The organism is Streptomyces sp. ITFR-6 (assembly GCF_031844725.1).
Taxonomy (GTDB): Bacteria; Actinomycetota; Actinomycetes; order Streptomycetales; family Streptomycetaceae; genus Streptomyces.
The window spans coordinates 18,052-40,252 of sequence record NZ_CP134612.1 but is presented as its reverse complement, the minus strand read 5'-3'; the positions used below and the strand labels follow the sequence as shown (position 1 = coordinate 40,252).

Annotated in this window: 2 protein-coding genes; both read left to right on the top strand. The window is 73.5% G+C overall.

Features of this window, described 5'->3' with window-relative positions:
• Nucleotides 1-60: 60 nt before the first annotated feature.
• Complete coding sequence (locus RLT59_RS00075; protein WP_311301433.1) at nt 61-14,610, top strand: non-ribosomal peptide synthetase; 14,550 nt, start codon at nt 61-63, stop codon at nt 14,608-14,610.
• Complete coding sequence (locus tag RLT59_RS00070) at nt 14,607-22,154, top strand: non-ribosomal peptide synthetase (RefSeq protein ID WP_311301432.1); 7,548 nt, start codon at nt 14,607-14,609, stop codon at nt 22,152-22,154. The genes RLT59_RS00075 and RLT59_RS00070 overlap by 4 nt, the downstream gene beginning before the upstream one ends.
• Nucleotides 22,155-22,201 lie beyond the last annotated feature (47 nt).

Below are 22,201 nucleotides of genomic sequence, written 5' to 3'. Positions count from 1 at the left end.
CCGTTTTGTCGCGCCCTCTTCGTCCCCCCGTAAAATCTCTCCCCAAAGGTGTGATCCGGCATGCGCGAAAACAACTCAGACTCCTCAGACTCTGTTCCCGAAGATTTGTTCGGGATGACCACGGCTCAACAAGGGGTCTGGTACGGGCAACTGGTCGATCCGCAGAGCCCGAAATACAACATCGGGGAATGCATCGAGGTCCGGGGCGCCCTCGACGAGGTGTTATTCGCCGCCGCGCTCGACCGGGCCGCCGCGCTGTGCGACAGCCTCAACACCGTGTTCGTCACCGAGGACGGCGCGGTCCGCCAGCGTGTCGTCCGCCGCTCCCCGGACGGGACCAGCCTGCTCCGCCGGGTCGACCTGTCCGACGCCGACGACCCCATCGGCGCGCTCGAACGCTACCTGGCCGACGACATGGCCACCGTCGACACGATCGAGGCCCCGTCCCACCACTTCGCGCTGCTCCGCGTCAGCGACCGACTGCACTACTGGTACGTCAGGTTCCACCACATAGCCGTCGACGGCCTCGGCGGCTCCGTCTTCACCCGCACCGTGGCCGACCTCTACGGGCGCGCGGTGCGGGGCGAGAACCTCGACACGGCCGAGGTGCGCGCCGCGTCCCTGCGCGATCTCGTCGCCGACGAGGAGGCCTACCGCGAATCGGACCGCTACGAGGCCGACCGCGCCTACTGGACCGGCCGATTCGCGGACCTGGCCGCCGATCGCGCCGCATCGGACACACCCGGCACCGCTGACACGCACGGACCGGGCGACGGAGCGGACGCGCACGCCGGCCGGGCACTCATCCGCCGGCGCACCGACACCCCGCCGCCGGCCACGCTCGACGCACCGGAGGTCCGGCTGCACACCGGCGAGGCGCTGCCCGTCGCCGTCCTCGACCGCCTGCGCACGATCGCCTCCGCCAACCGCACCACCTGGAGCGCCGTCCTCGTGAGCGCGGTCGCCGCCTACATCGGCCGGGCCACCGGAACACAGGACGTCACCGTCGGCCTCGCTTCCAACGGCCGTCACAGCGGACTCCGCCACATCGTCGGCATGACCTCCAACATCCTGCCGCTGCGCCTCACCGTCACCCCCGAGATGACGGTCGGCTCCCTCGTACGTGCCGTCGCCGCCGAGATGCGCGGTGCCCTGCGGCACCGCCGGTTCTCCCGCGAACAGCTGGCGAGGGAGCTGAACATGGCCGACGACGCGACCCGCCTCACCGGCGTCGTCGTCAACATCATGGGCTACGACTACGACATGGACTTCGCCGGCAGCCCCGGCGCCTCCCGCGTGCTGTCCGTCGGACCGGCCGACGACGTGTCCTTCTTCGTCTCGGAACGGGCCGATGACAAAGGACCGTTGATCGGATTCGACGCCAGTCCGGAGCTCTACGCGCCGCAGGACGTGCGGCTGCTCCAGCAGGCCGTTGTCTCCTTCCTGTCCGCTCTCGCGGACGCGGACCACGACCTCCCCCTGCGCGACCTGCCGTTCCTCGACGAGACCGCCACCGAGGCCCTCCGCGTACAAGGCCGGGGAGCCGCCATGCCGGCGGAGACCGTGGCATCGAGCCTGCCGGAGGCGTTCGGGGCGCAGGCACGCCGGACGCCCGACGCCCCGGCCGTGGTGGACGGCGCCGCCACACTCTCGTACCGGGAGCTGGCCGCAGCGGCGGAGGATCTCGCGGGTGCCCTGGCCGGCTGGGGCATCGGGGCCGAGGACGGCGTCGGCGTGCTCATCGGCCGCTCGGCGGCCGTGCTGTCCGCCACGCTCGGCGCGGTCCGCGCCGGAGCGGCGTACGTACCGATTGATGCGTCCTGGCCCGGCGAACGCCTCGACCGAGTCGCGGAAGCGGCCCGCGTACGCGCCCTGGTGGCCGACGAGGCGACTGCCCGGCAGCCCTGGGTACGGGAGCGGACAGCGGCCGGTCTGCCCCTTGTCGTCCTCGACGCGCTCGGCGGCGTCCTGAGCGGCGCCCCGCCGCGGCCGGGACCGCTGCCACGCACGATCCGCGGCGACCGGCTCGCGTACGTGATGTTCACCTCCGGGTCCACCGGCCTCCCCAAGGGCGTCGGCGTCACCCACGCCGACGTCCTCGCACTGGCCGCCGACCGCACCTGGACGGACGGCGTGTCCGACGCGGTGCTGATGCACTCGGCGTACGTTTTCGACGCCGCCACCTTCGAGATCTGGGCACCGCTCCTCAACGGCGGCCGGGTGGTCGTCGCGCCCGCCGGGGTCCTGGAGGCACGGGTCCTCCACGACACGGTCGAGCGGCACGGCGTCACCGCGCTGTTCCTGACGACGGCCCTGTTCAACGTGATGGCCGAGGCCGACCCGGCCGCGTTCGCCGGGCTCCGCATGGTCGCCGCCGGAGGTGAGGCGGCCACGCCGGACCTGATGCAGCGAGTGGCCGCCGCGACGCCCGGCACCCGCTTCCTGCACGTCTACGGCCCCACGGAGACCACGACCTTCGCCACCCGCCATCCGGTAGTCCCCGGCACCACGGGCGTGCCGCCCATCGGCCGGCCCCTCGACGGGATGCGTCTGTACGTCCTGGACGACACCCTCGCCATGGTGCCGCCCGGCGTCGTGGGGGAGCTGTACGTCGGCGGCCACGGCGTCGCCCGCGGCTACCAGGGCAACCCCGCGCTGACGGCCACCCGCTTCGTCGCCGACCCGCACGGCGCGTCGGGCCACCGGATGTACCGCACGGGCGACCTCGTGCGCTGGACAGCGAGCGGCGACATCGAGTACGTCGGGCGTGCGGACGGCCAGATCAAACTCCGAGGGTTCCGTATCGAGCCGGCCGAGACCGAGAACGTCCTGCTGGCCGACCCGGACGTCCGAGGCGCCTGCGTCGTGGTCCGCGAGGACCTACCGGGCGACCGCCGGCTCGTCGCCTATGTCGTACCGGCTCCCGGTGCCCGGCCGGACGCATCCGCCCTGGCCCGCAGAGCAGGCCGCGCACTGCCCGCGTACATGGTGCCGTCCGCGTTCGTGACACTGGACGCACTGCCCCTGAACCCCAACGGCAAGGTCGACCGGCGCGCTCTGCCCGCACCCCGCGCCGTCACGTCCGGCGGCCGTGCCCCGCGCACCCCCTACGAAGAGGTCCTGGCCGGTCTCTTCGCCGACGTCCTCGGCGTAGCGGCGGTCGGGATCCACGACAACTTCTTCTCCCTGGGCGGCCACTCACTGCTCGCCACCCGCCTCACCGGCCGGGTGCGGACGGCCCTGGGCGCCGAACTGGGCCTGGGCACCCTCTTCGACCACCCCACCGTCGCCTCCCTCGCCGCGGCCCTGGACACCACCGGTGCGACCCGGCCCGTCCTCTCCCCGAAGCCTCGGCCCGAAGTGGCACCGCTGTCCTTCGCGCAGCAGCGACTCTGGTTCCTCAACCGCTCGGAGGGCCCCGACAGCAGCTACAACGTCCCGCTCGTCCTCGAACTCGACGGCCCCCTGGACGCGGACGCCCTGCGCGGCGCCCTCGCCGATGTGGTCGCCCGGCACGAGAGCCTGCGCACGGTCTTCGCCGAGCACGAGGGTGTCGCCCGCCAGGAAGTCCTGGACGCGGACACCGCCGCCACGCTCGTCCCCCTCCCTGTCGAACAGCCCGGGGCCGGGGAGAACACGGGCAGCTGGGCCGAGGAGACGGTGCGTCACCTGACCACCGCCCCCTTCGACCTCGCGGGCGACACCGCGGTCCGTGCCCATCTGCTCCGCCCGGGACCCGACCGGCACATCCTCGTCCTCGTCCTGCACCACGTCGTCGCGGACGGCTGGTCCCTCGCCCCGCTCAGCCGCGACCTCGCAGCCGCCTACCGCGCCAGGATCGAGGGCACGGGCGCCCCCGACTGGGCTCCCCTGCGCGTGCAGTACGCCGACTACGCCCTCTGGCAGCGCCGGCTGCTCGGCGACGACAGCGACCCGGACAGCCTGGGTGCCCGACAGGCCGGCTTCTGGAAGGAGGCGCTGCACGGTGCTCCCGACCTGCTGGACCTGCCCCTCGACCGGCCCCGCCCGGCCGTGCCCAGCCATCGGGGCGACGCCGTCCCCTTCGAGCTGCCCGCCGCCGCGCACGCCGGCCTCACCCGGCTCGCCCGCGCCGCCGGCTGCACGCCCTTCATGGTGCTCCAGGCAGCCCTCGCCGTGACGCTGCAGGCCCACGGTGCCGGTTCCGACATCCCGCTGGGCACCGCCGTGGCCGGACGCACCGACGAGGCCCTGGACGACCTGGTCGGGTTCTTCGTCAACACCGTCGTCCTGCGCACGGATCTGTCCGGCGACCCGCCGTTCCGGCAACTGCTGGACAGGGTCAAGGAGTTCGACATCGCCGCGCTCAGCCACGGCGACATCCCCTTCGAGCGGATCGTGGAGGCCGTCAACCCCGAGCGGTCCGGCGACCACCACCCCCTCTTCCAGACCATGCTGGTCCTGCAGAACCAGGAGCGCACGAGTCTCGAACTGCCGGGCATCACCGTCCACGACCGGTCGCGGCACCGCGGGGGCAGCAAGTTCGACCTGACGTTCTCGCTCACCGAAGTGACGGGACCCGCCGAAGCAGCCGGCAGCACCAGATCCGCCGAGGTCACCAGACCCGCCGGGACCGGCGGACAGGCCGGCCCACCGCGCGGCGCCGCCCAGGACCCGCTGCCCGGCGCCGCGGACGCGGGCGGAGGCATCCGCGGCTACCTGGAGTACGCGACCGACCTCTTCGACGCCGCCACCGCTCGCGCCCTGTGCGCCCGGTTCGCCCACGTCCTCACCCTGGCCGTGGCAGACCCGGACCGGCCCATCAGCGACCTGGACCCGCTCACCCCGGCCGAGCGGGACCGCCTCCTGGCGCAGGGACGCGGAACGGAGCGGCCCCTGCCCTCCCGTACCGTCACCGAAGCGGTCCGGGAACGGGCCGCGCGCGAACCCGGCGCCGTCGCCGTGCGCGACGCCCACACGAGCCTGACCTACGCCGAGCTCGACGCGCGCGCCGACACCTTCGCCCACCTCCTGCGCGAACGCGGCGCGGGCCGCGAGACCAGGGTGGCCATCGCAGCGCCGCCCTCCGTGGACACCGTCGTCGCCATGCTGGCCGTGCTCCGGGCCGGCGCCGCCTACCTGCCGGTCGACCCGCAGTACCCGGCCGCCCGCATCCGCCACATGCTGGCGGACGCCCGCCCCGTCCTGCTGCTCGGCACCACGGACGTCCACGCGGAGCTGTCCGACTGCGACGTCCCCTGGCTTGCCCTCGACACCCCGGCCACGGCGCGTGCCGGGCACACCCTGGACACACCCCACCCGGCGGACCCCGCGTACGTCATCTACACCTCCGGATCCACCGGCCGCCCGAAGGGCGTGGTCGTCTCGCACGCCGCACTGGCCAACCACATGGCCTGGATGGCGGGGCACCTGGCGATCACTCCGGACGACCGGGTGCTGGCCCGTACCTCCTCCAGCTTCGACGCCTCCGTGTGGGAGCTCTGGCTCCCGCTGATGAACGGCGCCGAAGTCTGTCTGCTGCCGGACGGGGCCAACACCGAACCCCGTGCCCTGGTCTCCTGGATGAGCCGGTTCGACGTCACACTCGCCCAGTTCGTCCCCTCCCACCTGGCCCTCGTGCTCACCGAGGCGGCACACGCCGCGCCGCTGCCCGGCCTGCGCGCCGTGCTGTGCGGCGGCGAACCATTGCCGCGCGCTCTCGCCGCCGAGGCCGCCGAGCTGTGGCGGGCCGACGTGCACAACCTCTACGGGCCGACCGAGGCCACCATCGACGCCACCGCCCACCGGACCGACGCGCCGGGAGCCGCCGGACACGCGGAGTCCGGCACACCGTACGAGGCCGTGCCGATCGGCCGCCCCGTCGACACCATGCGTGTCTACGTCCTCGACGGCCGGCTGCGGCCCGTCGCGCCGGGCGTCACCGGCGAGCTGTACCTGTCGGGTCCCAACCTCGCCCGCGGTTACCTCGACCGCCCCGGCCTGACCGCCGCGCGCTTCGTCGCCGACCCGTTCGACGGGGCGGGCGCACGGATGTACCGGACGGGCGACCTCGTGCGGTGGAACCACCAAGGCCTGCTCGACTACGTCGCACGCGCCGACGACCAGGTGAAACTGCGAGGCTTCCGCATCGAACTGGGCGAGGTCGAGGCCGCGCTGCTGGCGATGCCCGCCGTCACCGCCGCCTGCGCCGTGATCCGTGAGGACACCCCGGGCGTGCGCCGCCTCGTCGCCTACGCCGTCACCGGCGACCCCGCCCAGCGCCCCGTCACCCTGCGCGACGCCCTGGCCGAGAACCTGCCGCACTACATGGTGCCCGGCGCCGTCGTCATCCTGGACGACCTCCCGCTCCTGCCCAACGGCAAGGTGGACCGGCGCGCCCTGCCGGAGCCCCCGCGCAGCTCGGACAACAACGACGGAGCGGGGCGGCACACCCTCCAGGAAGGCCTGCTCGCCGGCATCTTCGCCGACGTCCTGCGACGGCCCCTGGTGGGCTCGCACGACAGCTTCTTCGAGCTGGGCGGGCATTCGCTCCTCGCCATGCGCGTCGTCAGCCGCGTCCGCGCCGTCCTCGGTGCCGAGATCGCCGTACGCACCCTCTTCGAGCACCCGACCGTCGCGGGCCTGGCCCGCGTCCTGGACACCCGGAGCCGGGCCCACCTGCCGGTCGTACCCGCGGCGCGGCGGCCCGATCCGCTGCCGCTGTCCTTCGCGCAGCAGCGCCTGTGGTTCCTCAACCGGTTCGAGGGACCCAGCTCCGCCTACAACATCCCGCTCGTCCTCGAACTCGACGGTGCCCTGGACACCGACGCCCTGCGCGCCGCGCTCCGTGACGTCATGGAGCGGCACGAGGCGCTGCGCACCCTGTTCCCCGAACGCGACGGCGTACCGCATCAGGTGGTTCTGCCCGCCGGTACCGCCACACCCCGGCTGCCTGTCGTGAGCACCGCACCCGCGGATCTGGAGGCCGCCGTCCTGGCCGCCGTGCGTGAGCCGTTCGACGTCATCACGGACCCGCCGCTGCGCGCCCTGCTTCTGCGGTCCGCGCCCGGCCACCACGTCCTGGTGCTCGTCCTGCACCACATCGCGGGCGACGGCTGGTCCCTCGCCCCGCTCGCCCGGCACCTGGGCGAGGCCTACGCCGCCCGTCTCACGGGCCGGGAGCCCGAACCGGCGGCCGGCACCCCGCTCCAGTACGCCGACTACACCCTCTGGCAGCACGCCGCCTTGGGCGACGGGCACGCGCCCGAGAGCGTCCTGCGGCAGCAACTCGACCATTGGCACACCGCCCTCGCGGGCCTGCCCGGCATCATCGACCTCCCGCTGGACCGGCCGCGCCCGGTCACCACCGACCCCGCGGGAGCCGTCCACACCTTCGACGTACCGCCCGCCCTCCACGCCCGGCTCCTGTTCCTGGCACGGGAGTCGGGAACCAGCCTCTTCATGGTCCTCCAGGCGGCGGTGGCCACTCTGCTGCACCGGCACGGCGCGGGCGACGACATCCCGCTCGGCTCGCCCGTCGCAGGCCGCACGGACGAGGCACTGGAGGAGCTGGTCGGGTTCTTCGTCAACACACTGGTCCTGCGCACGGACCTCTCTGGCAACCCGACCTTCCGCGAACTCCTGCTGCGCGTACGGGAATTCGACCTGGCCGCCTACGCGCACCAGGACGTGCCCTTCGAGCGTCTCGTCGAGAGCGTCAACCCCGTCAGGGCGCGCAACCATCACCCGCTGTTCCAGACCATGCTGGTCCTGCAGAACCAGGAGACCGCCCTGCCCGGAATGCCCGGTCTCACCGTCGAGAGCCGGCTCGTCCACAACGGGCTCAGAAAATTCGACCTCACCTTCGCCTTCGACGAGGAGCGCGACGACGGCGGCCTCAGCGCCGGGATCGAGTACGCCACCGCCCTCTTCGACCGGTCCACCGTCGAAGCCCTCGCGGACCGCCTGGTCCGGCTCCTGGAGCAGGCGGCCGCGAACCCCGCCCTGCCCCTGACGGGCTACGACCTCATGACACCGGACGAGCACGCCCACGTCACCCGCCGGGGCACCGGCAGAGCACTGCCGGCGCACACCGAGGACGCCACCCTGCCCGCGCTCTTCGCGGCCCAGGCCCACCGCGCACCGGACGCCGTGGCCGTCACCGGCGACGACGGCGCCCTCACCTACACCGAACTCGACCTGGCCTCCACCCACCTGGCCCGCGCCCTGGCCGGCCTGGGCGTCCGCCCCGAGACCGGGATCGGCGTACTGCTCTCCCGGTCACCCGCGGTCGTGACGGTGTCGCTCGGCGCGGTCCGCGCGGCCGGCGCGTACGTCCCGCTGGACGCGCGCTGGCCCGCGGAGCGGCTGGAACAGGTGGCCGACGTGGCCGCCGTGCGGGTCCTCGTCGTCGACGAGGACGCCCTCACCTCCCCCTGGGTGGCGGAGACCGCACGCCGGATCCCGGTCGTGGTCGTGGACCGGCTCGGCCGGATCCTCCGCGGCGCGCCCGAGCAACCCGGACACCCCGCAACCGTCCGGAGCCCCGGCGCCCTCGCCTACGTCATGTTCACCTCCGGCTCCACCGGTCTGCCCAAGGGCGTCGGAGTCACGCACGCCGACGTGGTGGCGCTGACGGCCGACTCCGCCTGGCAGGGCGGCGCCGACGACGCCGTCCTGATGCACTCGGCGTACGTCTTCGACGCCTCGACGTTCGAGATCTGGGCCCCGCTGCTGCACGGAGGGACGATCGTCGTCGCACCGGACGGCGTCCTGGAGGCCCGCGCCCTCAGCGATGCCGTGCAGGAGCACGGAGTGACCGCGGTCTTCATGACGACGGCCCTGTTCAACGTGATCGCGGAGACCGATCCGGGTGCCTTCACCGGCCTCCGGCTCGTCTGCGCCGGAGGAGAACTGGCCTCACCGGACGCGATGCAGCGGGTCGCGGGCACCGCGGCCGGCACACGCGTCCTCCATGTGTACGGCCCCACCGAGACGACCACCTTCGCCACCCGCTACGACGTGGCGGCCGGCCTGCCCTCCGGTCCGCCACCCATCGGGCGCGCCCTGGACGGCATGCGGCTGTACGTCCTGGACAGCTCCCTGGGCCAGGTCCCGCCGGGCGTCACGGGGGAGCTGTACCTCGCCGGACGCGGCGTGGCACGCGGGTACACCGGCCTCCCCGGCCTGACCGCCACCCGGTTCGTCGCTGATCCGTTCGACCCGTCGGGCGGCCGCATGTACCGCACCGGCGACCTCGTGCGGTGGACCCGCGACGGACAGATCGCCTACGTCACCCGCGCCGACAGCCAGGTGAAGCTGCGCGGTTACCGCATCGAACTCGGTGAGATCGAGGGGGTGCTGGCCTGCTGCGAGGGCGTCGCGGACTCCTTCGCCGTCGTCCGCGAGGACACCCCGGGCGACCGGCGGCTCGTCGCGTACGTGGTGCCCGCGGCGGGGGCGCGTCCCGAACCCGCCGATCTCGCCCGAGCCGTCGGCCGTTCCCTGCCCGCCTATATGGTGCCCTCCGCGTTCGTCCCGCTGGAGGCCCTGCCACTGACCGTCAACGGAAAGGTGGACCAAGGCGCCCTGCCCCGCCCCGCGCACCACGCACCGGTCCGCGGACGGGCCGCCCGCACCGCGCGCGAGGAGATCCTCTGCGGACTCTTCGCTGATGTGCTCGGCCTCGAAGGGGCCGGCGCCGACGACGACTTCTTCGCCCTGGGCGGCCACTCCCTGCTCGCCACCCGGCTGGCCGCACGCATCCGCACCGCGCTCGCCGTCGAGGTCCAGGTCAAGACCGTCTTCGAGCACCCCACGCCGGCCGCGCTCGCGGCCACACTGGACGGCGCGGAGAAGGCCAGGAACCGGCTGGAGCGCGCTCCGCACCGCCCCGATCCGCTGCCGCTGTCCTTCGCCCAGCAGCGCCTGTGGTTCCTCAACCGGTTCGAGGGACCCAGCGCCACATACAACGTGCCGCTGGTGCTGCGCCTGGACGGCCCGCTCGACGCGGAGGCCCTGGAGAGCGCCCTCGCGGACGTCGTCGAACGCCACGAAAGCCTGCGCACCGTCTTTCCCGAGACCGACGGCGTGGCGCGCCAGCTGGTCCTCGACGCCAGTGGAGCCGACCTCGACCTCAGTCCCCGGGACACTGACCCCGGCCGCCTGGACGAGGTACTGACCGCAGAGGTCGCGCACACCTTCGACATCGGCACCCAACTGCCCTTGCGCGCAAGGCTGCTGCGGCTCGACACCGAATCCCACGTCCTCATGCTGCTCGTCCACCACATCGCGGGCGACGGCTGGTCCCTCGCCCCGCTCGCCCGCGACCTCGGCGTCGCCTACCGGGCACGCGCCGAGGGCGAGGAGCCGGGCTGGACAGAACTCGGCGTCCAGTACGCCGACTACACCCTGTGGCAGCGCGCGCTGCTCGGCGTAGAGGACGACCCGTCGAGCCAGGCCGCCCGCCAGCTGGACTTCTGGCGCAGCGCACTCGCCGGAGCCCCCGACCTGCTCGACCTGCCGTGCGACCGGCCGCGCCCCGCTGTCACGGCGTACGGCGGAGACGCGTTCGCCTTCCCCGTTGACGCGGACACCCACCGGGCCCTCGCAGAACTCGCCCGGTCCCGCGGAAGCAGCCTCTTCATGGTGCTCCAGGCCGCGCTGTCCGTCCTGCTCTCCCGGCACGGTGCCGGAGACGACATCCCGCTCGGCACCGCCGTCGCCGGACGCACCGACGAGGCACTCGACGATCTGGTGGGCTTCTTCGTCAACACCCTCGTCCTGCGCACCGATCTGTCCGGAGATCCCACCTTCGTCGAAGTCATCGACCGGGTCAGGGAGTTCGACCTCGCCGCCTACGCCCATCAGGACGTGCCGTTCGAACGGCTGGTGGATGCCCTCAGCCCGGTGCGGGCCCAGAACCACCACCCGCTGTTCCAGACCATGCTCGTCCTCCAGAACCAGGCGGACACCACCGTCGACCTGCCCGGTCTCACGGTGACCGGGCAGCCCGTGCACACCGGCATCAGCAAATTCGACCTGACCTTCACCTTCACCGAGACGCGCGACGCCGAGGGCCGCCCCGCAGGACTCGACGGCAGCCTGGAGTTCTCCACCGAACTCTTCGTCCCGGCCACCGCTCACGCCCTGGCCGCACGACTGACCCGTCTCCTCACCGCACTCGCCGCGGACCCCGGACGGCGCGTCCACGCGGTCGAGGTCCTGGAGACGGCAGAGCGGCAGAGCCTGGAGCGGGCCGCACACGGCCCCGCCCGGACCCTGACCGCGCGCACCGCCCCCGAGGCGTTCCGCGGGCAGTCCGCCAGAACCCCTGCGGCGATCGCCGTACGGGACGGTGCGCACCGGCTCACCTTCAGCGAACTGGACGCCCTCTCGGACGACTTGGCACACCATCTGCACGACCGGGGCATCGGCCGCGGCGACCTCGTCGCCCTCGCCCTGGAAGGCACCGCCGACCAGGCCGTCGCCATGCTGGCGGTGACCAAGGCCGGGGCCGCCTACCTGCCGGTCGACCTGGAGTACCCGCAGGCGCGGATCACCTACATGCTCGACGACGCCCGCCCGGCGCTGCTCCTCACCCACGGCACCACCCGCGCCGCGCGGTACACCACGGACGTCCCCTGCCTCGCGCTGGACGACCGGCCGGCCTGGTCCACGGGGCGCGGGGCCCCGCCCGGCGCCGGACCGGCCCCGCTCGACGCGGCGTACGTCATCTACACCTCGGGCTCCACCGGCCGGCCCAAGGGCGTCGTCGTCACCCACGCGTCCCTGACCAACCACATGGCCTGGCTGGCCGGCCACCTCGCGCTCACCGACGACGACCGGGTCCTGGCACGCACCTCCCCGAGCTTCGACGCCTCGGTCTGGGAGACCTGGCTGACGCTGCTCCACGGCGGCACCACCTGCCCCGTACCGCCCGCCGCCAACCACGACCCCTCCGCACTGCTCGCCCGCATGCGCGACGCCGGGGTGACCCTCGCGCAGTTCGTGCCCTCGCACCTCTCGGTCGTCCTCACCGAGACCCGCCCGCAGGAGGCGCCCGAGACGCTGCGAGCCGTCCTGTGCGGAGGCGAACCCCTGCCCACGTCCCTGGCCGAGCGTGCCGGACAGGACTGGCACGTCGAGGTGCACAACCTGTACGGACCCACAGAGACCACCATCGACGCCACCGCCCACCAGCACCGGAGCGGGGAGCGGGCCGCCACGGCGGGGGAGGCGGGCGTGCCGATCGGCCGCCCCGTCGACAACACCCGCGCCTACGTCCTGGACGCCGGGCTCCGGCCCGTGCCGCCGGGCGTCACCGGAGAGCTCCACATCGCCGGGGACGGACTCGCCCGCGGCTATCTGGGACGCCCGGGGCTGACCGCCACCCGGTTCGTCGCCGACCCCTACGGCCCCGCCGGCAGCCGCATGTACCGCACGGGCGACCTCGTCAAACGGGACGCCGACGGACTGCTCACCTACGTCTCGCGCGCCGATCACCAGGTCAAGCTGCACGGCTTCCGCATCGAACTCGGTGAGATCGAGGCCGCGCTCACCCGGATCGACGGCATCGCCGCCGCCTGCGCCCTCGTCCGCGAGGACCGGCCGGGGGAGCGGCGCCTGGTCGCCTACACCGTTCCCGGCCGGCGCGGGCACAATGAGCCCCTCACGGACAGCGAACTGCGAACCCGGCTCACCTCCGCCCTGCCGCCCTACATGGTGCCCGCCGTCTTCATCGCCCTCGACGCGCTGCCGCTCCTGCCGAACGGCAAGACCGACCGCAGGGCCCTGCCCGCCCCGGAACGCCCCACCGCCACCCGGCCGGGCGGGCAGCCGCGCACCGAGCGGGAACGCGCCCTGTGCGACGTCTTCGCCTCCGTCCTGCGCACCCCGGCCGTCCGCACCGACGACGACTTCTTCGCGCTCGGCGGCGACAGCATCCTCTCGATCCAGCTCGTCAGCCGGATCCGGGAGGCGGGGTTCGGAGTCACACCCCGCGACGTCTTCGTCCACCGCACCCCCGAGGCCATCGCGGCCGCCGCCACCGCACTCGGCCAGGACACCACCGCGCGGGCCGACCAGGGCACCGGCGAGATGCCGCCGACACCCATCGCCGCCTGGCTCCTGGAGCGGCCGGGCACCACGGACGGCTACAACCAGTCCGGAGTACTGACCACGCCCGAGGGAGCCGAGGAGGACACCCTCATCGCCGCCCTCCAACTCCTCATCGACCACCACGACATGCTCCGCCTGCGCATCACCCGCCCGGCGGGAGGCGAACCCGTCCTCGAAGCCCTGCCGCCCGGCACCGTCCCGGCCCGCGACCGCTTCACCCGCGTCGACATCGCGGGTCTCGACGCCGAAGCCGCACGCGCCGCCACCACAGAGGCCGGCGAACAGGTACGCGGACGGCTGCGGCCCGCCGAAGGGAACGTGGTCGAAGCCGTCTGGTGCGACGCCGGACCGCACGCCCGGGGGCGCCTGCTGCTCGTCGTGCACCACCTCGCCGTCGACGCCGTCTCCTGGCGCATCCTCGCCGCGGACCTGGCCCGCGCATGGCAGGCCGTCACCGAAACCGGCCCCACGGATGAGAGCCCTGCCACGGCCCTGCCCGCCGTCACCACGTCCTACCGAAGCTGGGCGCACCTCCTCGCGTCCCAGGCACGGAGCACCGAACGGGAAGCAGAACTGCCCCTCTGGCAGGGCGTACTGAGCACCCCCGACCCCCAACTCGGATACCGGCCGCTCGACCCCCACCTGGACACCGCCGACGGCACCCGCACCCTCGTCACCCACCTGCCCGCCACCTGGACACAGTCGCTGCTCACCACCGCCCCCGGCGCCTTCCACGCGGGTGTGGACGACATCCTGCTCACCGGCCTCGCCCTCGCCGTCCGCACCTGGCGGGCGGAGCGGGACGCGCCCCCCGGCGCCCCCCGGCCCACCGGCACCGGCGTCCTCATCGACCTGGAGAGCCACGGCCGCGAGCACATCGCCGACCACATCGACCTCTCCCGCACCGTCGGCTGGTTCACCAGCCTCTACCCCGTCCGGCTCGACCCCGGCCCCATCGACGCCCGCAGGCCAGGAGGCTTCGACGCCGCACTGGTCGAACGCGCGGTCAAACGCGTCAAGGAACAGCTGCGGGCCGTGCCCGACCACGGCGTCGGCCACGGAATGCTGCGCCACCTCAACCCGGCGACCCGCCCCCACCTGACCACCGGGGCCGACCCCCAGATCGGCTTCAACTACCTGGGACGGTATGCCGCTTCACACGGCACGCCCGAGGGTGGGGCGGGTGCCGACTGGGACGTACTGCTCGACGGCGGCGGGCCACGCAGCCAGGACCCGGACATGCCCGTGCACCACGCCCTCGACATCAACGCGCACACCGAGGACCTGCCGGACGGCCCGCGACTCGTGACCCGCTGGACCTGGCCCAGCGACCTCCTCAAGGAGGAGGACGTGGGGGCCCTGACCGAAGCGTTCACCCGGGCACTGCGTGCCATCGCGGACCACGCCGAACGGCCCGACGCGGGCGGCTACACACCGTCCGACCTTCCCCTGGTGTCGCTCAACCAGGCCCAGATCGACCGACTGCAGAACAAGTGGGGTGGACGCAAGTGACCGGTTTCCAGTTGGAGGACGTACTACCGCTGACGCCGCTTCAGGCAGGCATGCACTTCCACGCCCTGTACGACTCGCACGCCGTGGACGTCTACACCGCGCAGTTCGTCTTCGACCTCGAAGGCCCCGTCGGCGTCCCCGCACTGCGCGCCGCCATCGGCAGCCTGCTGCGCAGGCACGCCAACCTGCGGGTCGGCTTCCTCCACGAGGGCCTCGACGAGCCCGTGCAGGCCGTGGCCGCCGAGGTGCCGGTGCCGCTGGAGGAGCTCGACCTGACCGGCGGGGTCGACACGGCCACGACCGGGGAACGCCTCGCCGCGTTCCTCGCCGCCGACCGCACCCGCCGCTTCGACCTGACCACCCCGCCCCTGCTGCGGTTCACCCTGGTGCGCACCGCGCCGCAGCGCCACCGCCTCGTCATGACGAGCCATCACATCCTGTTCGACGGCTGGTCGATGCCCCTGCTCGTGCGGGAGCTCTTCGAGCTGTACGCCACCGGGGGCGACGACAGCACCCTGCCGCGCGTCACCCCCTACCGCACCTACCTCGGCTGGCTCGCCCAGCAGGACCGCGCGGCCGCCCTGGACACCTGGGCCACCGCCCTGGCCGGGATCGAGGCGCCGACCCTGGTCGCCGGACCCGGCCGCGCGGGCGCGCCGGACTCCGCCGAGCTGCCCGAAACCCTGGCGCTCGAACTGGACGCGGCCACGACGGCCCGGCTCCGCGACACGGCCCGCGCCCACCGCCTCACCCTCAACACCCTGGTGCAGGGCGCCTGGGGCCTGCTGCTCGGGCACCTCACCGGACGCCCCGACGTCGTGTTCGGCGCCACCGTGTCGGGCCGCCCGCCGGAGATCCCCGGCATCGAGTCGATGATCGGCCTGTTCATCAACACCGTGCCGGTACGGCTCCGCCCCGAGCCCGGCGAAACCCTGGCCGCGCTCCTGACCCGGCTCCAGGAGGAACAGGGCCGGCTCCTCGACAGCCAGCACTTGGGCCTGAGCGAGATCCGGGGCGTCACCGCACTGGACGAACTCTTCGACACCCTCACCGTGTTCGAGAACTACCCGATGGACGACGAGGCCCTGCGCACCGCACAACGGGGACTGCCCGGCCTCGCCGTCACCGGTTTCAGCGGTACGGACGCCGCCCACTACCCGCTCACCCTCACCATCGCCCCCGGCGACACCCTGAGGATCACCTTCGGCTACCGGGCCGCCGTCCTCGACCACGACTACGTCGCCCGGACGGTCGCCCGCACGCGGCGCCTGCTGACGGCGATGGCACAGGGGCTCGACCGCCCCGCCGACGCCGTGCCCGTCCTCCTGGACGGTGAGCGCGAGACCCTGCTCTCCCAGGGGCGCGGCGCCGAACTGGCCTCCGAAGCACCGGACATGAGCATTCCGGACGCCGTGGCGAGGAACGCCGCCCGGCACCCGGACGCGGTGGCCGTGTCCGGCGCGGGCGAGCAGCTCACCTACCGGCGGCTCTGTGACCTCTCGGACGGTCTCGCCGGCGCCCTGACAGCGGCCGGGACCGGCGCGGAGGACGGCGTCGGCATCCTCGTGGCCCGCTCGGCCGCCACCGTCACCGCCTCCCTGGCCGCCCTGCGCGCGGGCGCCGCCTATGTGCCCCTCGACCCACGCTGGCCGGTGGAACGGCTCCGCCGGGTCGCGGAGGTGGCCGCCGTGCGCGTCCTGATCGTCGACGACAGCACGCGCACGCACCCCTGGGTACGAGAACTCGGCCCGGACACAGCCGTGCTGAGCGTCGACGCCGCCGGCCGCGTCAGGCAAGGGAACCCGGCCGGGCCGGGCACCCTCCCCGCGGTCACGGGCGGCGCCCGGCTCGCGTACGTGATGTTCACCTCCGGCTCCACCGGCCTCCCCAAGGGCGTCGGCGTCACCCACGCCGACGTGACCGCCCTCGCCTCGCACCGGGCCTGGCAGGACGGCGCGGCCGACGCCGTACTGCTGCACTCGGCGTACGTCTTCGACGCCTCCACCTTCGAGATCTGGGCCCCGCTCCTCAACGGGGGCCGCGTCGTCGTGGCACCCGAGGGCACACTCCAGCCCGCCGTGCTCAGGGACCTCGTCACCAGCCACGGCCTGACGTCGGCGTTCCTGACGACGGCCCTGTTCAACGTCCTCGCAGAAGCGGACCGGGGCGCCCTCGGCCTGCTGCGTACGGTCGCCACCGGAGGCGAGGCCGCCGCACCCGGCGTCCTGCAACGCGTCGCCGCCGCCCACCCCGGCACCACCGTCCTGCACGTCTACGGACCCACCGAGACGACCACCTTCGCCACCGTCCACCCCGTCCACCCCGCCGACGCTCCCACCGGTGCGGCCCCGATCGGCCGGCCGCTCGACGGCGTGCGCGCCTACGTCCTGGACACGGCGATGCGACCCGTACCGGCCGGCGCAGAGGGCGAGCTGTACATCGCGGGCACCGGAGTGGCGCGCGGCTATCTGGGGCGGCCCGGCCTCACCGCCACCCGATTCGTCGCGGACCCGTTCACCGAAGCCGGGGAGCGCATGTACCGCACCGGCGACCTCGTACGCCGGGACACCGACGGCCTCCTCCACTACATGGCCAGGTCCGACCAGCAGATCAAACTCCGCGGCCACCGCATCGAGCCCGCCGAGATCGAGACGGTGCTCCGCACCGATCCGTCGGTGCACGCCGCCTGCGTCCTGGTCCGCGAGGACCTGCCCGGCGACAGCACCCTCACCGCCTACGTCGTCCCCGCACCCGGGCTGCCCGCCCCGGACCCGGACCGGCTCGCCGCGCACGTGGGACACCACCTGCCCGCCTACATGGTGCCCTCCGTCATCCAGCCGGTCGCCACCTTGCCGCTGACCTCCAACGGCAAGCTCGACCGGGCGGCCCTGCCCAGGCCGGACGGCCCGCCCGTCGCGCAGGGGCGTCCGCCGCGCAGCGCGGTGGAGGAGATCCTCGCCGGTCTCTTCGCCGACGTGCTCGGCGTGCCACGCGTCGGCATCGACGACAGCTTCTTCGCCCTGGGCGGCCACTCCCTGCTCGCCACCCGACTGGTGGGCCGCGTCCGCGCCGCCCTCGACACCGAGACCGAGATCCGCACCCTCTTCGAGAACCCCACCGTCGCCGCACTCGCCACCGCTCTGGCGGAATCGGGCCACCCGCCCCGCCCCGCCCTCACCCCGCAGGAACGACCCGCCACCATTCCGCTCTCGTACGCCCAGCAGCGCCTGTGGTTCCTCCACCGGCTCGAAGGCCCCTCCGCCACGTACAACATCCCCTTCGCCGTACGCATCGGCGGACCGCTCGACACGGAAGCGCTGCGCCTGGCCCTGCACGACGTCGTCAGCCGGCACGCCGCCCTGCGCACGGTCTTCCCCGAAGGCGACACCGGACCGCACCAGCACATCACCGCACCGGACGACGTCCGGCTGCCGTTCGCGTGGGAGGCGATCGACGAGGACAAGATCCGCCACCGGATCAGAGCCGCCGCGGCGGAGCCGATCGACATCGAGCACCGCCTCCCGCTCCAGGCGACCCTGTTGCGCCTGGCCGACGACGCCCACGTCCTGGTGCTCGTGATCCACCACATCGCCGCCGACGGATCCTCCCTCGCGCCTCTCGTCCACGACCTGGGCGCCGCCTACCGGGCCCGGGTCCGCACCGAGGAACCCGCACTGCCCGCACTGCCCGTCGACTACGCCGACCACACCCTCTGGCAGCGCCGCCTCCTCGGCGACGAGCACGACCCGGACAGTGTCGTATCGCGCCAACTGGACTACTGGAAAGCCGCACTGGACGGCCTTCCGGAGATGATCGAGCTGCCGTGGGACCGCTCGCGTCCGGCCGTACCCCGGCACACCGGAGCCACCTACGACTTCGCCGTCGCCCCCACCACCTCCAGGCGGATCGCGGAACTCGCCCGGACCAGCGGATGCAGCGCCTTCATGGTCCTCCAGGCCGCCCTGTCGACCGTACTGTCCCGGCACGGCGCCGGCGACGACATCCCGCTGGGCACGGCAGTCGCCGGACGCACCGACGAAGCCGCCTCCGACCTCGTCGGACTCTTCGCGAACACCCTCGTGCTGCGCACGGACCTGACAGGCGACCCGACGTTCCTCCAACTGCTCGACCGCGTGAAGGACTCCAACCTCTCCGCGTACGCACATCAGGACGTCCCCTTCGAGCGACTGGTCGAACTGCTCAACCCCACGCGTTCACAGAGCCACCACCCCCTCTTCCAGACCATGCTCGTCCTGCAGAACCACGCGCCCGCCGCCGCCATCGACCTGCCGGACCTGACCGTGAGCGGCGTACCGGTCGTCGCCGGGGTCAGCAAGTTCGACCTGTCGTTCACCTTCACCGAGACGTACGACGACAGCGGCGCCCCGGACGGCATGCGGGCCTCGGCCGACTACGCGACGGAACTCTTCGACGAGGCGACGGTCCGCGGCCTCGCCGACCGGCTCGTCCTGCTGCTCGACGCCGTCACCGCGGACCCCGAGCGCCCCCTGCACACCTACGACGTACTCACCGCCGCCGAGCGCACCCGCCTCACCGACTGGGGAACCGGGCCCGCCGAGCACCACACCGCGCCGACGGTCCCCGAACTCTTCCAGCGGTGGGTCCGGCGCACTCCCGACGCACCGGCCGTCCGCGACGCCACGACCACCCTCACCTACGGCGAACTCGACGCCCGCGCCGAGACCCTCGCCCACCACCTCGCCGCACAGGGCATCGGCCCCGAGGACCGCGTCGCTGTCGCCCTGCCCCGCACCCACCACCTCGTGGTGGCCCTGCTCGCCGTCCTCAGGACCGGAGCAGCCTACCTACCGCTCGACCCCGACTACCCGGCCCAGCGCCTGTCGTACATGCTCGACGACGCCGCCCCACGCCTGCTCCTCACCACCCCCGCGATCCACCGCCGCCTTCCCCCGGCCTCCGTGCCGCACCTGTACGCCGACCAGCTCGCAGACGGCGCCCCGACGACCGTCCGAACCGGCACCGCTCCGCGACCGGCACACCCCGCCTACGTCATCTACACGTCCGGCTCCACCGGCCGGCCCAAGGGCGTCGTCGTCACCCACCGGGGCGTCGGCGCCATGGCACGGACCCAGAGCGACCGGCTGAACGTCACCCCGGGCAGCCGGGTCCTGCACATGGCGTCCGTCAGCTTCGACGCCGCGTTCTGGGAACTGTGCATGGGGCTGCTCTCCGGAGCCTGCCTGGAGATCGACGAGCGCGACGCACTGCTGCCCGGCCCCAACCTGGCGGCGCTGGTCCGCGAGCGCGGCATCACCCACCTCACCCTGCCACCCGCCGCACTCGCCGTGATGCCGCCGCACTCGCTGCCGGCCGGCACCACCATGGTCCTGGCCGGTGAGGCGTGCCCGCCCACCCTGGTACACGCCTGGGCGCGCGACCGCTTCCTCGTCAACGCCTACGGACCCACCGAGACCACCGTCTGCGCCACCATGAGCGGCCGCCAGCACGCGGACGGGCCACTGGCACCCGACCGCACGGTGTCCATCGGAGCCCCGGTCGACGGCACCACGGTCCACGTCCTGGACGACCGGCTGGCACCCGTGCCGCCCGGCGTGGTCGGTGAGCTGTACGTCTCCGGGGCGGGGGTCGCCCGCGGCTACCACGGCCGGCCCGCGCTCACCGCCTCCCGGTTCCTGGCCAACCCGTTCGACCGCACCGGGGGCCGCATGTACCGCACAGGCGATCTGGTGCGCTGGACGGCCGAGGGGGAGCTCGTCTACGTCTCCCGCGTCGACGACCAGGTCAAACTCCGCGGCTTCCGCATCGAACTCGGCGAGATCGAGGCGGTCCTCTCCGCGATGCCCGGTGTGGCCGCGGCCTGCGCCGCCGTCCGTGAGGACCGGCCCGGCGACCGCCGCCTGGTCGTCTACACCGTGCCCGCGGACGGCACGCCGGGCCCCGACGAGGACGAGGTGCGCGCACACCTCGCGGCGAGCCTGCCCGACCACATGATCCCCGCCGCCCACCTCAGCCTCACAGCCCTGCCCGTCACCCCCAACGGGAAGACCGACCGGCGCGCACTGCCCGCCCCTCATCGCGCCGCTCCGGCGGGCGGCCGCCCACCGCGCACCGCCCGCGAACGCACTCTGTGCGAGGTGTTCGCGGAGACACTCGGCGTGCCGGAGGTGGGTGTCACCGACGACTTCTTCGCCCTGGGCGGCCACTCCCTGCTCGCCGTCACCCTGGCCCGGCGCATCGACGAGCGATGCGGCCGGCGCCCCTCCCTGCGAGCCCTGTTCGCCGCACCCACCGTCGAAGGGATCGACCGTCTGCTGGGACGCACAACGGGGGAGGAGGACCAGGCGGACACCAGCACACCGGACCTGGCCTCCGAGGTCCGGCTGGCCAAGGACATCTCGGGCACCCGCCGCCAGGCGACCTCCCGCCGCCCCCTGCGCCCGTCCGCCCGGCCCCTGCTGACCGGCGCCTCCGGCTTCCTCGGCGCGTTCCTGCTGCGCGACCTCATCGAGACGACGGACGGGCCCGTCGACTGCCTCGTCAGGGCGCGGGACAGCCACAGCGCCGCCCACCGGCTGCGCGCCAACCTGGAGCGCTACGGCCTGTGGCGCCCCCGGTACGAGAACCTCGTCCACCCCGTTCCGGGCGATCTCGCCGCCCCGGGCCTGGGCCTGTCACCCGAGGACAGGACTGCCCTGGTCCGCCGCCTCGGCACGGTCCTGCACAACGGCGCGCGCGTCAACTTCGCCGCCGCGTACGGTGATCTGCGCGACGCGAACGTGGCCGGCACCGAAGAGCTGCTGCGTCTGCTCGCCGACTCCGCCTCACCCGGAATGCACTACATCTCGACCACCGGCGTATACGCCCCCGCACCCGGTCCCGTCACCATCACGGAGTCGACGCCGACGGGCCCCGCACCCGGACTGCCCGACGGGTACGGGCAGAGCAAGTGGGTCGCCGAAGGACTCGTCGGCCTCGCCCGCGAACGCGGCCTGCCGGTGACCATCCACCGCCCCGGCCGGATCAGCGGCGACACCACCACCGGGGCCTGCCAGGACCGCGACCTGCTGTGGCAGCTCATCAAGGGCTGCCTCCAGGCGGGAGCGGTGCCCGACCTGCCCCACGGTTCGACGGGCTGGGTGCCCGTCGACTACGTCAGCGCCGCGGTCGTGGCCCTCGCCCTGTCCGGACCGGCCGGCGCGCGGACGTATCACCTCACCAATCCGGACGCGCCGGGCCTGGACCGCGTCTTCGAAGCGGCCGCCCGGCTCGGGCACGAGCTGCGAACCGTACCCGCCCCGCAGTGGCGGGCCCGCGTGGCCGCGCAGCCCGACAACGCGGCACAACTGTTCCTCGGCGACGAAGGACGGAGCAGGCCGGAGGCCAAGGACCTCCGCCGCTTCGACTCCCGCCGGACAGCCACAGCCGTGGCGGCCGTGGGCATCCACCGGACACCCCTCACGGACGAGATCCTGATCCGTTACCTGACGTACTTCCACGGAACGGGCTACCTGCCCGTCCCACGGACACCTGCCAGGTCGTAGCGGGCGGCCGGACGCCGCCTCGGCACCCGGCCGGGGCGGCACGGACC